The 12559-nt window shown below is 69.9% G+C and carries 14 protein-coding genes; 4 read left to right on the top strand and 10 right to left on the bottom strand.

The window, feature by feature from the left end:
• Positions 1–91: 91 nt before the first annotated feature.
• Positions 92–1030, top strand: coding sequence for a type I pantothenate kinase (gene coaA, locus AC5Y43_RS19375; RefSeq protein ID WP_499975065.1), 939 nt, complete (start codon positions 92–94; stop codon positions 1028–1030).
• A 7-nt stretch (positions 1031–1037) separates the two neighbouring features.
• Here coaA and AC5Y43_RS19370 read toward each other — a convergent pair whose 3' ends face one another.
• From AC5Y43_RS19370 to AC5Y43_RS19360, 3 genes are all read right to left on the bottom strand, one after another.
• Complete coding sequence (locus AC5Y43_RS19370) at positions 1038–1460, bottom strand: hypothetical protein (protein ID WP_499975063.1); 423 nt, start codon at positions 1458–1460, stop codon at positions 1038–1040.
• Positions 1461–1557: 97 nt separating this feature from the next.
• Entirely contained in the window at positions 1558–2643 is a 1086-nt protein-coding gene (locus tag AC5Y43_RS19365) for a methyltransferase (RefSeq protein WP_499975062.1), read from the bottom strand.
• Positions 2644–2690: 47 nt separating this feature from the next.
• Positions 2691–3479 (bottom strand): (2Z,6E)-farnesyl diphosphate synthase, encoded by a 789-nt coding sequence (locus AC5Y43_RS19360; RefSeq protein ID WP_499975060.1) that lies wholly within the window; start codon positions 3477–3479, stop codon positions 2691–2693.
• A 117-nt stretch (positions 3480–3596) separates the two neighbouring features.
• Between AC5Y43_RS19360 and trhA the strand changes: the two genes are divergently transcribed.
• Entirely contained in the window at positions 3597–4349 is a 753-nt protein-coding gene (gene trhA, locus AC5Y43_RS19355; protein WP_499975058.1) for a PAQR family membrane homeostasis protein TrhA, read from the top strand.
• A 3-nt stretch (positions 4350–4352) separates the two neighbouring features.
• On the opposite strand, the gene AC5Y43_RS19350 is transcribed toward trhA, so the two are convergent.
• The 4 genes from AC5Y43_RS19350 to mca are packed head-to-tail and all read right to left on the bottom strand — an operon-like array spanning position 4353 to position 7938.
• Positions 4353–4736, bottom strand: a complete 384-nt coding sequence (locus tag AC5Y43_RS19350; RefSeq protein WP_499975057.1) for a nuclear transport factor 2 family protein — start codon at positions 4734–4736, stop codon at positions 4353–4355.
• Between the two features lie 10 nt (positions 4737–4746).
• A complete protein-coding gene (locus tag AC5Y43_RS19345; RefSeq protein ID WP_499975055.1) occupies positions 4747–6783 on the bottom strand; it encodes a thioredoxin domain-containing protein in 2037 nt (678 codons plus the stop codon).
• Positions 6770–7069, bottom strand: coding sequence for a hypothetical protein (locus AC5Y43_RS19340; RefSeq protein ID WP_499975053.1), 300 nt, complete (start codon positions 7067–7069; stop codon positions 6770–6772). Before AC5Y43_RS19340 ends, AC5Y43_RS19345 begins: the two co-directional genes overlap by 14 nt.
• The gene (gene mca, locus AC5Y43_RS19335) at positions 7066–7938 is read right to left on the bottom strand and encodes a mycothiol conjugate amidase Mca (protein ID WP_499975051.1); all 873 of its coding nucleotides are present in this window, start codon (positions 7936–7938) and stop codon (positions 7066–7068) included. Before mca ends, AC5Y43_RS19340 begins: the two co-directional genes overlap by 4 nt.
• A gap of 130 nt (positions 7939–8068) precedes the next feature.
• Here mca and AC5Y43_RS19330 point away from each other — a divergent pair, with 130 nt between their 5' ends.
• Together AC5Y43_RS19330 and greA are read left to right on the top strand one after the other, a co-directional pair.
• The gene (locus AC5Y43_RS19330; RefSeq protein WP_499975049.1) at positions 8069–8503 is read left to right on the top strand and encodes a DUF4307 domain-containing protein; all 435 of its coding nucleotides are present in this window, start codon (positions 8069–8071) and stop codon (positions 8501–8503) included.
• Positions 8504–8681: 178 nt separating this feature from the next.
• Positions 8682–9176, top strand: coding sequence for a transcription elongation factor GreA (gene greA / locus AC5Y43_RS19325; RefSeq protein WP_499975048.1), 495 nt, complete (start codon positions 8682–8684; stop codon positions 9174–9176).
• Between the two features lie 15 nt (positions 9177–9191).
• On the opposite strand, the gene AC5Y43_RS19320 is transcribed toward greA, so the two are convergent.
• From AC5Y43_RS19320 to AC5Y43_RS19310, 3 genes are all read right to left on the bottom strand, one after another.
• Positions 9192–10358: a cystathionine gamma-synthase gene (locus AC5Y43_RS19320; RefSeq protein ID WP_499975046.1), complete on the bottom strand. Its 1167-nt coding sequence runs from the start codon at positions 10356–10358 to the stop codon at positions 9192–9194.
• Between the two features lie 37 nt (positions 10359–10395).
• Positions 10396–11049 carry an RDD family protein gene (locus AC5Y43_RS19315; RefSeq protein ID WP_499975044.1) on the bottom strand — a complete coding sequence of 218 codons (654 nt, stop codon included), beginning with the start codon at positions 11047–11049 and terminating at the stop codon, positions 10396–10398.
• Positions 11050–11122: 73 nt separating this feature from the next.
• On the bottom strand, positions 11123–12529 hold the full coding sequence (locus AC5Y43_RS19310; protein ID WP_499975042.1) for a cystathionine beta-synthase: 1407 nt from the start codon (positions 12527–12529) through the stop codon (positions 11123–11125).
• Between the last annotated feature and the right edge of the window lie 30 nt (positions 12530–12559).

Genomic DNA, 12559 nt, shown 5'->3' with positions numbered 1-12559 from the left:
GGGTGCGGCGGTCACGCGCGCCAGTCTATCCAGCGGCGTTTTACCCGGCCCAGCCGTCGGGCACGCGTCCGCCCCTGCCACACTTGGCACCATGCCGCGGCTTAGCGAGCCGAGCCCCTATGTGGAGTTCGACCGGAAGCAATGGCGTGGGCTCCGTATGTCGACGCCGCTGGCCCTCACCGAAGAGGAACTGGTCGGGCTGCGCGGCCTCGGCGAGCAGATCGACCTGCTGGAGGTCGAAGAGGTCTACCTGCCGCTGGCCCGGCTGATCCACCTGCAGGTCGCCGCCCGCCAGCGCCTGTTCGCGGCCACCGCGGAATTCCTCGGCGAGCCCCAGCAAAACCCGGACCGGCCGGTGCCGTTCGTCATCGGCGTGGCCGGCAGCGTGGCGGTCGGCAAGTCGACGACCGCCCGCGTGCTGCAGGCGCTGCTGGCCCGTTGGGATCATCACCCCCGGGTGGACCTGGTGACCACCGACGGCTTCTTGTACCCCAACGCCGAGTTGGACCGGCGAAACCTCATGCACCGCAAGGGTTTCCCGGAGAGCTATAACCGCCGGGCGCTGATGCGTTTCGTGACGTCGGTCAAATCCGGTTCCGATTACGCCTGCGCGCCGGTGTATTCGCACCTGAAGTACGACATCATCCCCGGGGCCAAGCACGTGGTCCGCCACCCCGACATCCTGATCCTCGAGGGCCTCAACGTCCTGCAGACCGGGCCGACGCTGATGGTGTCGGACCTGTTCGACTTCTCGCTGTATGTGGACGCCCGCATCGAGGACATCGAGCAGTGGTACGTGTCGCGGTTCCTGTCACTGCGGGGCACGGCGTTCGCCGACCCGGAGTCGCACTTCCACCACTACTCGGCGCTCAACGACACCAAGGCGGTCGCCGCCGCGCGCGAGATCTGGCGGTCGATCAACCGGCCCAACCTCGTCGAGAACATCCTGCCGACCCGGCCGCGGGCCACCCTGGTGCTGCGCAAGGACGCCGACCACTCCATCAACCGGCTGCGCCTGCGCAAGCTCTAAGACGCGATCACGCCGCCAGGCGACGCACGCCCAGGTACTGCAGGTAGGCGAACCCGGCGGTGTACACGCCGCTGGCCAGCATGACCGCGACCCCGGCCGCGGTCATGGGCACGGCCTCGGCGGCGACGATCGCCGCCAGCGTGTACGCGAGGTTGCCCACGACGACGCCGACACCGGCGCGGCGCAGGTTGGGCAGCGCCGCGAGGCTGAACACCGCCAGCCCGCAGAGCACGAAGAACGCGCCCATGGCGTATTCCTGGCCCGACGTCAGCCCGGTCAGGGACGAGAGCGGGTCGGCGACGAGCGCGAGAGCCAGGCCGCCCAGCCCGGTCAGGGTGGCGTCGGCGCGCATGGCGAAACGCAGCAGCGAGTCGGTCGCGTCGTACAGGGGACGGGTGGCTAGGCCAGAGACGCCGGGGACAGATGTCATGCGAGCACTCCTAAGGGACCTGAGGGGGATGTCTACTGCCACGGCTAGAAAGACCAGTTCGCGGGCGCCGCTATTCCCGGCTTGCGCCGGGCCGGCGCTAAATCGCGGTCGCCTCGACGACGCTGAACGGCGACGCCGTTTCGATCACCCGGGTCATGCGAAAGCCGGCGCGGTCCATCAGCCGGCTGTATTCGGCGGCGGTGCGTTCCCGGGCGCCGGCCACGACCAGCATTTCCAGGTCCGTCAACTTGCCCGGGAATTCGCGGTCATGGCCCGGGATCACGGATTCGACGAGCAACACGTGCTTACCCGCCTCGGCGGCGCTCCGCACGTTGCCGAGGATGCGCACGGCGTCGTCGTCGGGCCAGTCGTGAATCACGCTCTTGAGGACGTAAGCGTCGCCGCCCCCCGGTACGGCATCGAAGAACGAGCCCTCGACGACGCGGACCCGGTCGGCGATGTCGTGCTTTTCCAGCACCTCCGGGGCTCCCGCCACAACTTGCGGCAGATCGAACAGGATGCCGCGGGCCCGGGGCGTGGCATCCATGATGGCGGCCAGCAGCCGACCGTGCCCGCCGCCGACGTCCACGATCGTCCCGTAGCGGCTGAAGTCATACGCCGCGACCACCGGTGCGATCGCGGTCGCGGACACGCTGGTCATGGCGTCGTTGAAAATTTCGGCGAGTTCCGGTTCGTCGGCCAGGTACTCGAAGATAGGTTTGCCGCGCAGTGCGGGGACGACGGCCCGGCCGGCGCGAATCGCGTCGGTGAGGCGGCTCCAATGCTCGCGATGCTGCGGCGCTCCCACGAACCGGGCCAATCCGGCCACCGACACCGGGGAGTCGCCGCGCAACGTGTCGGCCAGCGGGTTGAGCTCGTAACGGCCGTCGCGGCGCTGACGGAAGACGCCCCGGCCGATGAGCGCCCTGAGCAGCCGGCCGAGCGCGTCGGCGTCGGCGTCGACCGCGGTCGCGAGCTCATCGGCCGTCAGCGGTCCGCCGGCGAGCGCGTCCGCAATGCCCAGGTCGGCCGCCGCGGTGATCGCCTGCGCGGCCCAGGCGCTCGAGACCATTTCCATCATCGCGGCCTGCGGCGGGATCAACCGTTGGTTCAGCCGATCGAGGTAGTGCCGGGCGATCTCGATGAACCGCACGACTTTGGCGGGCGGAAGGTTCGGGGCCATGAGGCCGGAAGCTTAATCGCCGGCGACGACCCGCCGCGAAGCGATCCTCACTTGCCGTGCCGGCGGTGACGCTGGCTGTAGTCGCGCAGGGCGCGCAGGAAGTCCACCCGCCGAAACGCCGGCCAGTGCGCCTCACAGAACCACATCTCCGAGTAGGCGCTCTGCCACAGCAGAAACCCGGACAGCCGCTGCTCCCCCGACGTGCGGATCACCAGGTCGGGGTCGGGTTGCCCTGAGGTGTAGAGGTTTTCGGAGATCGCATCGACGGTCACCGCGTCGACGAGCTCCTCGGCGCTCGCGCCGTTGGCGAGCTCTTTGTTCAGCAATGCCCGCACCGCGTCGACGATCTCGCGGCGCCCGCCGTAGCCCACGGCGACGTTGACGTGGAAGGGCGCTACGGCCGGGGTGGACTCCACCGCGCCGCGCAGGCGGCGCGCCGGCTGCTCGCCGATCAGCGCCAGATCCCCGACGGTGCGCACGCTCCACTGATTGGCCGGCGCGCAGATCTCCTCGACCACGTCGGTGATGATCTCGATGAGCCCGGCCAGCTCGTCGGGATCGCGTTGCAGGTTTTCGGTCGACAGCAGGTACACGGTCGTCATCTCGATGCCCGCGTCCTGGCACCACCGCAGCATCTCGGCGATCTTGGTGGCGCCCATCCGGTAGCCGTAGCTGACGTCGTCGTAGCCGGCGTTGCGCGCCCAGCGCCGATTGCCGTCGCACAGCACGGCGATGTGGCGGGGAAGTTCGGATTTGGCGGCCGCCAGGCCCTGCCGCAGCCGCAGCTCGTAGACGCGGTACAACGGCTCCTTGAGCCGCGGCGGGATGATCTCCACGAAGCTCCACACTACTGTGGGCGGCGACAAATTCCGGCCGCGTTTTAAGGTCAATTCGGGCCGGTCAGCGCACGTCCGGGAGCGTCTCGCGGCCGGCCCCGACTACTGTTGATGGGCATGAGCAGCGAGACCACCACGTCGGAGAACTCGGAGCCCGAGGTACTCGCGCCCGGCAATCCCGTCGAGCAACTGGCCGAGGGCGCCGCCCAGGCCCTGGGCAAGCCGCGCATGCGCGGCTTGATCCACTTCTACGCCGCCTGGCTGGCGATCGTGTGCGGCGCGACCCTGGTGTCGGTGTCGTGGCCGGTGGAGTCCACCCGCGCCGGGCTCGCCACGTTCGCCTACGCCCTGGCCACCGTGGCGATGTTCGCCGTCAGCGCCACCTACCACCGCGTCAACTGGAAGTCCGCCAAAACCCGCAACCGGATGAAGCGGCTCGACCATTCGATGATTTTCGTGTTCATCGCCGGCAGCTACACGCCGTTCGCGTTGCTGGCGATGCCGCCGGCCGACGGACGGCTGGTGCTGTGGATCGTGTGGGGCGGGGCGCTGGCGGGCATCGTGTTGAAGGTGTGCTGGCCGACGGCACCGCGCTGGGTGGGCGTACCGCTGTATCTGCTGCTGGGCTGGGTCGCGGTGTGGTACGCCCCGACGATCATTCACGTGGCCGGGGTGGCCGCGATGGTTCTGCTCGCCGTCGGCGGCGCGTTCTACAGCATCGGCGGGTTGCTCTACGGGCTGCGCTGGCCGGACCCGTGGCCGAAGACGTTCGGCTATCACGAGTTTTTCCACGCCCTGACGGCGATCGCGGCGATCCTGCACTACATCGCGATGTGGCTCGCGGTCTTCTATGTCGGACACCCCGCCTGACCGCTAGAGCTGAGTCGCGTCGGCCTCCGACCAGTAGGCCTTCATGGACGTGACCTTGCCGCGGGCGTCGAACGCCATCACCTCGATCGGCTCGACCCGCACCTTGTGCTCGCCGGCGGTCACGGTCAGCCGGAACTGAAACGCCGCCTCGTTGCCGGAGACCCGCAACGACACCAGCTCGCTTTCGCGCTGCATGCCGTCGAGGGCCGAGTAGAAGCCGCGGATCGCCGTGGTGCCGATGTGCACCTCGCCGCCGACGGGGTCCTCGAGGGTGGCGTCGTCGGCGTAGAAGCCGACGAGATCGTCCACGCTGCCGTCGGCGAGCAGCGCGACGTAACGCCTGATGGTGTCGGCGATCGCTTGGGCCTTCTCCGGGGCATTCGGCATGGGACGCAGATTAGCCGCCGGACCAGGGCCCCGAAACATTCAGGGCGGCCGCCAGTTCCGCCGACCCGGTCACCGGCAGGTCGCATACCCGACCGCGGCACACGTAGGCGGCGTCGACGCCGGCGACCCTGTCGCGCCCGGCCAGCAGCGCCGACGAGTCCACCGGGCCGCCGACAACGATCGCCCCGCCGGGCGCCAGCAGGCGCGCCGCGGCCAGCAACTCCGAGCGCTCGCCTTTTGAAGGGTCGCAGGCCACCGCGACCTGCAGCGGCCCGCGGACCGCGGCTTCGGCCACCGCCAGCCAATGTCCCGCCGAGCGCGGCGCGCGCTCCAGCAGCACGGAGTGCGCGCCCAGCGCGTCGCCCGCCGCGCGCAGGTACCGCTCGGCGCGCTCCCCGTCGGCCAGATGCGCGGCGGTCAGCAGCGCTTCGGTGATCGACGACGCGCCGGACGGCGTGGCCCCGTCCAGCGGGTCGGCGGGGCGCAGCATCAGCTGTTCGGCGTCGTCCGCGGTGTCGAACCAGCGGCCGGGGCGCTGCGGGTCGGCGAAGTGGGCCAGCGCGGTGTCCAGCAGCCCGGTCGCGGCCGTCAGCCACTCGTGTTCGGCGGTCAGCTGGTGGAGCGCCAGCAGCCCGGTGGCCAGCATCGCGTGGTCCTCGAGGATGCCGGGGCTGTCGCCGACCACCCCGCCCAGGCTGGCGCGGCGCAGCCGACCGTCCACGACGTGGGTGTCCAGCAGCGCCCGCGCGCACCGCCGCGCGGCGTCGGCCAGCCCTGAATCACCCAGGGCCACACTGGATTCGGTCAGCGCGGTGATCGCCAACCCGTTCCATGCCGTGACGACCTTGTCGTCGCGGCCCGGCTGGGCGCGGGTGCGGCGCGCGGCCAGCAGCGCGGTCCGGACGCGCTCGGCGCGTTGTCCGTCGTCCGGATCGGCGGGCAGCTGCAGCACCGAGGTCCCGTGTTCGAACGTGCCGGACGGGGTGACGGCGAAAAGCTCTGCGGCCCAACCCCCGTCGTCGGGGCCGAGCACCTCGTCGAGCTCCGCCGGGGTCCAGACGTAGGTCGAGCCCTCGCGGCCGGCGGCGTCGGCGTCCAGCGAGGACGTGAACACGTCGCCCTCGGCCAGCTCGCCGAGCAGAAACGCCGCGGTCTGCGCGGTGATGCGGCGGGCCAGCGGGTCGCCGGTGCGGCGGGCCCAGTGCGCGTAGGTGCGCAGCAGCAATGCGTTGTCGTACAGCATCTTCTCGAAATGCGGTACCACCCACGCGTTGTCGACGCTGTAGCGGGCGAAGCCGCCGGCGAGTTGGTCGTAGATGCCGCCGCGGGCCATCGCGGAGCCGGTGCGCGCGACGGCCTCCAGCGCCACCGGTGACCCGGTGCGCTCGTAGTTGCGCAGCAGCGCCTCGAGCAACGCCGACGGGGGGAACTTGGGGGCGCCGCCGAACCCGCCGTGCGCGGTGTCCTGGTCGGCGAGCACCGCGGCGACGGCGTGGTCGCATAGCCCCAGCGCCACGTCCGGGCCCCCCGCGGGCAGCCCGCCGGCCATCTTGCGCAGCTCGCCGGCGATGTGATCGGAGGCCTCCTCGACCTCACCGCGCCGCTCCCGCCAGGTGGCAGAGACCGCCGAAAGCAGTTGCAAGAAGCCATCTTTCGGGTAGTACGTGCCACAGAAGAACGGACGGCCGTCGGGTGTCAAAAAACACGTCATCGGCCAGCCGCCCTGCCCGGTGAGCGCGACGGTGGCGTTCATGTAGACCGCGTCGATATCCGGGCGCTCCTCGCGGTCGACCTTGACGCAGACGAATCCCGCGTTCATCGCGGCGGCCACCTCGTCGTCTTCGAACGATTCGTGGGCCATCACGTGACACCAGTGGCAGGCGGCGTAGCCGATGGACAGCAAGATCGGCACGTCGCGCGCGGCGGCGTCGGCCAGCGCCGCCGCCGTCCACTGCTGCCAGTGCACCGGATTGTCGGCGTGCTGGCGCAGATACGGGCTGGTGGCCAGCCCGAGCGTGTTCGTCCCGGCCGGTTCAGCCGGGCTCATCGCCCGGTCCCGGTGCCCGCGTCGACCCGTTGGCCTGCTCGGGGGCCTCGTCGACGGCCGGGTCGACCGTGTCGGTGCCCTCGTCGGCGGCTTGATCCGGCTCGGGGTGCTCCGGGTCGAACGTCTTGGGCACCTTCTTGAGCTGTTTGTTCATCGAGCGCAACAGCAGCAGGGTCGCGATCAGCAGCAGCACCACGACCAGCAGCCCCACCGGGCTGGCCTTGCCGAAGTCGGGCCCATGGTTGCGAGGTGCGTCGGCGATCAGCCTGAGCAGGTGGTGGTTCACTCGTCGCCCTCGATTCCGGCGAACAGGTCGTCCTCGGGCAGTTTGGCCGGGACGCGGGAGCGGGCCAGCTCGAATTCCTCAGTGGGCCACAGCCGCCGCTGCCACGCGATGGGGGCGGCGAAGAACTCGGCGTTCGGGTCGATCTGGGTGGCGTGCGCGCGCAGGGCGTCGTCGCGCCGGTCGAAATACGCCGAGCACTCGACCCGCGTCGTCACCCGGGACTCGAACGGGTCGTGCTCGGGATCCCAGTGCTTGAGCCACTTCTGGAACGGGCCCTCCTGGCCGTGCTTGACGAACTCGTCGTGCAGCAGCTGCATGCGCGCGCGCAAAAACCCGTGGTTGTAGTACAACTTGGACACGGTCCACGGCTCGCCCGCGTCCGGGAAGCGGGCGTAGTCACCGGCCGCCTCGAAGGCGCCGACCGAAACCTCATGGCAGCGAATGTGATCGGGGTGGGGATAGCCACCGTTCTCGTCGTAGGTGGTGATCACGTGCGGCCGGAACTCGCGCACCACGCGCACCAGCGCCTCGACGGGCACCTCCAGCGGCACCAGGGCGAAGCAGCCGTCGGGCAGCGGGGGCGGTGGGTCACCCTTGGGCAGGCCGGAGTCGACGAAACCCAGCCAGGTGTGCTGCACGCCGAGGATCTCGGCGGCCTTCGCCATCTCGTCGCGGCGGATTTCGGCCATGTGCTCCAGCACGTCGGGCAGGTCCATCGCCGGGTTGAGAATCTCGCCGCGCTCGCCCCCCGTCAACGTCACCACGAGAACCCGGTGACCCTCGTCGGCGTAGCGGGCCAGCGTGGCCGCGCCCTTGCTCGACTCGTCGTCGGGGTGCGCGTGCACCGCCATCAACCGCAGCCCGCTCACGTGCCCCCTTCTCGGATCGCTGCTCACCACGAATAGCTAGAAGAACTAGAAGCGACCTTATAATTCCAGTTCCGATCGTTGCATCCTGCCGGTAAGGGTCCGGCAGCCGACCGCACAGGCATACCCAGGCATGACCGAAGCTCCCCTTTCGCGACCCGAATCCCGCTACGGGCGGCCGCGGCTTTCGCGCGTGTCCCGCCGCCGCCTGGCCATCGGCTTGGCCGCGCTGGCCACAGCCGCGGGCGTCGCCATCGCGGTCGCCGGCTATCAGCGGCTCGGCACCGGTGACGTCGCCGGCTCGTTGGCCGCCTACCGACTGATCGATGATGAGACCGCGTCGGTGACGATCAGCGTGACGCGATCCGACCCGTCACGCCCGGTGGACTGCATCGTGCGGGTGCGGGCCAAGGATGGCGCCGAGACAGGCCGGCGGGAGGTGCTGGTGCCGCCATCCGACCAGCGCACGGTGCAGGTGACGACGACGGTGAAATCCTTCCAGCCGCCGGTCATGGCCGACATCTACGGCTGCGGCACCGACGTGCCCGGCTACCTGCGCGGGTCCTGAGTCCGAACAGGAAATATCCGGTTATCGCCGGTTGGCGCGGTGGTAACATGGCTGGATGCACGGTTCCCGCAGGGACCGTGTATTGCTGCATTAGAGGCCGTCAAAGACGGAGCGGCGCTAAGCGGGGCGGCACCGGCGCACAGGCTTACAGCTTGACAATCACGAGGAGCACGACGAGATGACGGACACTCAGGTGACCTGGCTGACCCAGGAGTCACATGACCGACTCAAGGCGGAGCTCGACCAGTTGATCGCGAATCGCCCGGTCATCGCCGCCGAGATCAACGACCGCCGCGAGGAGGGCGACCTCCGCGAGAACGGGGGCTACCACGCGGCCCGCGAAGAGCAGGGGCAGCAGGAGGCCCGCATCCGCCAATTGCAGGACCTGCTCAACAACGCCAAAGTCGGCGAGGCGCCCAAGCAGTCCGGCGTCGCGCTGCCGGGCTCGGTCGTCGAGGTCTACTACGACGGCGACGAGTCCGACAAAGAGAAGTTTCTGATCGCCACCCGCCAGGAGGGCGTCAACGAGGGCAAGCTCGAGGTGTATTCGCCCAACTCACCGCTGGGCAACGCGCTGATCGACGCCAAGGTGGGTGAGACCCGCAGCTACGTGGTGCCCAACGGCAACACCGTCAAGGTCACCCTGCTCAGCGCGGAGCCCTACCACTCCTGAGGACCGGGTAGCTCGCTAACTCAGCGCCGCGTCGAGGTCGCCCAGCAGGTCCGCGAGGTCCTCGATGCCCACCGACAGCCGCACCAAGTCGTCGGGCACCTCCAGTTGCGAACCCGCCGTCGACGCATGCGTCATCGCGCTGGGCAGCTCGATCAGCGACTCCACGCCGCCCAGCGACTCGGCCAGGATGAACACCTCGGTGCCGGCGCACAGTTTTTCCGCCGCCCGCCGGCCGCCGCGCATGCGCACCGAGACCATGCCGCCGAAGCCGCGCATCTGCCGCGCGGCGACATCGTGCCCGGGGTGCGACGGCAGGCCCGGATACAGCACCGCGTCCACGGCGGGATGCCGGGCGAGGAATTCCGCGACGGCCAGAGCGTTTTCGCTGTGCCGCTGCATGCGCAGCACCAGGGTCTTCAGGCCGCGCATCGTCAGGTAGGCGTCGAACGGGCCGGGCACGGCGCCCGCCCCGTTCTGCAGGAAGGCGAACGCGTCGTCGAGCTCGGCGTCGTTGGTGATCAGCGCACCCCCCACCACGTCGGAGTGCCCGCCGATGTATTTGGTGGTCGAGTGCAGCACGACATCGGCTCCCAGCGTGAGCGGCTGCTGCAGCGCGGGTGACGCAAAGGTGTTGTCCACCAATACCTTTGCCGAACGTTCGCGCGCCATGTCGGCGATCGCGGTGATGTCGGCGATCGTCAGCAACGGATTGGTCGGGGTCTCCACCCAGACCAGCCGGGTCTGCGGGGTGATCGCCGCGGCCACGGCGTCGAGGTCGGACAGCGCCACCGGCGTGTAGGAGACGTTCCACACCGTGAAGACCTTGTCGATCAGCCGGAACGTGCCGCCGTAGGCGTCGTTGGAAATGACGACGTGGTCGCCGGGCCGCAGCATCGCCCGCAGCGCGCAGTCGGTGGCAGCCATCCCCGAGCCGAACGCCCGCCCGTGGGCGCCCCCCTCGACGGCCGCCAGCGCGGCCTCCAGCGCGGCCCTCGTCGGGTTGCCGGTGCGGGCGTATTCGAATCCGCCGCGCAGGCCGCCGACGCCGTCCTGGGCGAACGTGCTGCTGGCGTAGATCGGCGCGTTCACCGCCCCGGTCGCCGGGTCCGGGCGGTAGCCGGCGTGAATGGCTTTGGTCGCCAACCCGGCGAAGGGGTGCGGTGCGCTACGGTCCTCGCTCATCGGGGACCAGCCTAGTGACAGCCTCTTTCGGCGCCGCTCAGGTTCCTTCGATCGGCAGGCACACCGTCGTCATGATCTTGTCCGCCAACGTTTGTCGCTTGGCGTCCCACAGCGGGAACAGGTAACCGATGTAGCAGATGATCTGGTCGACGAAGTGCGCGATCTGGCGCACCACCGACATCCCGAAGCCGAGCGGCTGGCCGGTGACCTCGCTGACGACCTTGAACTTCATCACCGACTTGCCGACGCTCGACCCCGTGGTGCCCTGGCGGTAGCCGTAGTTCCAGACCAGGTAGGCGATCGCGGCCAGCCACGCCAACCAGAACACCAGCATGCCGATGGCGCTGGTCTGGGTGACGCAGTACTGGTTGACGCTGTACTGGCTGATGTCGCTGGTGCACGTCTGCTGCGTGGTGAGGGCCTGCACCAGCGCGCCGATGCCGACCAGGACGACCACCGGGATGTAGTCGACGATGAACGCCAGCACCCGGGTGAGCCACGGCGTGTAGGACTCCGTCGGCAGGGCGCGGATCGCCGGCCCGGGCGGGGGCGGCGCGAACCCGCCCGTCGGGGGCGGCGGCGGGGGGTAGGAACCGCCGCCGGGGGGCGGCGGCGGGGGCGGGGGCTGGTGCCCGCCGGGCGGGCCGGGGGGCGGCTGGTAGGACTCGCCGGACGACGGTTGGTCGGTCATGGGCAACCCTCCAGTGCGTTAGCTGAACCAGGCCGCATTACAGTACCCGAGGCCGTGCGGCCGCGCCCCCCGGCTAACGCCGGCCGCTCAACAGGCGGGGCCCGTCGGACAGGAAGCCCAACAAGTCATAGCGGGTGATGACCCCGACCGGCTTGCCCTGCTCAACCACCATCAGCGCGTCCCAGTCGCGCAATGCCTTGCCCGCGGCGCTGACCAACTCGCCGGCGCCGATCATCGGCAGCGGCGGGCTCATGTGCAGCGCGACGGCGTCGGCCAGTTTCGCCCGCCCCTCGAAGACGGCGGACAGTAGCTCGCGTTCGGACACGCTGCCGGCCACCTCGCCGGCCATCACCGGCGGCTCGGCGCCGACCACGGGCATCTGCGAGACGCCGTACTCGCGCAGGATGCCGATGGCGTCGCGCACCGTTTCCGACGGATGGGTGTGCACGAGGTCGGGAAGCTCCCCCGATTTGCGGCGCAGCACGTCGCCGACGGAGGCCTCCTCGGTCGACCCGTCGAGGCGGGCCCGCAGGAACCCGTACGACGACATCCACCCGTCGTTGAAGATCTTGGACATGTAGCCCCGCCCGCCGTCGGGCAGCAGGACCACGACCAGCGCGTCGGGGCCGGCTTCCTCGGCGACCTTGAGCGCGGCAACCACCGCCATCCCGCACGACCCGCCGACCAGCATCGCCTCTTCGCGCGCCAGCCGCCGGGTCATGTTGAACGAGTCGGAGTCCGAGACGGCGACGATCTCGTCGGGCACCGTGCGGTCGTAGGCCTGCGGCCAGAAGTCCTCGCCGACGCCCTCGACCAGATAGGGCCGCCCGCTGCCGCCCGAATACACCGACCCTTCCGGGTCGGCGCCGACGATTTGGACCCGGCCGGCGGAGACCTCCTTGAGGTAGCGGCCCGCGCCGGTGATCGTCCCGCCGGTGCCGATTCCGGCGACGAAATGCGTGATCTTGCCGTCGGTGTCGGCCCAGATCTCCGGCCCCGTGGTGGCGTAGTGGCTGGCCGGGCCCTCCGGGTTGGCGTACTGGTCGGGCTTCCAGGCACCGTCGATCTCGGTGACGAGCCGGTCGGAGACGCTGTAGTAGCTGTCCGGGTGATCGGGCGGCACCGCCGTCGGGCACACCACGACCTCGGCGCCGTAGGCCAGCAGCACATTGCGCTTGTCCTCGCTGACCTTGTCGGGGCAGACGAACACGCACTTGTACCCGCGGTGCTGGGCAACCAGGGCGAGGCCGACGCCGGTGTTGCCCGACGTGGGTTCGACGATGGTGCCGCCCGGCCGCAGCTGCCCGCTGGCCTCGGCGGCGTCGATCATCTTCACCGCGATCCGGTCCTTGGAGCTGCCACCGGGGTTGAGGTATTCGACCTTGGCCGCCACGGTGCCGGCGCCGTCGGGGACGACGGAGTTCAGCCGAACCAGCGGTGTCCCGCCGATGAGGTCACTGATGTGCTGCGCGATCCGCATGCGTTCATCGTCTCAGGCGGTTTCGGGCGG

It is taken from the genome of Mycobacterium sp. NGS57 (assembly GCF_059812405.1).
Note: the sequence above shows the minus strand (reverse complement) of the source record. Positions and strands in the feature narration are given on the sequence as shown.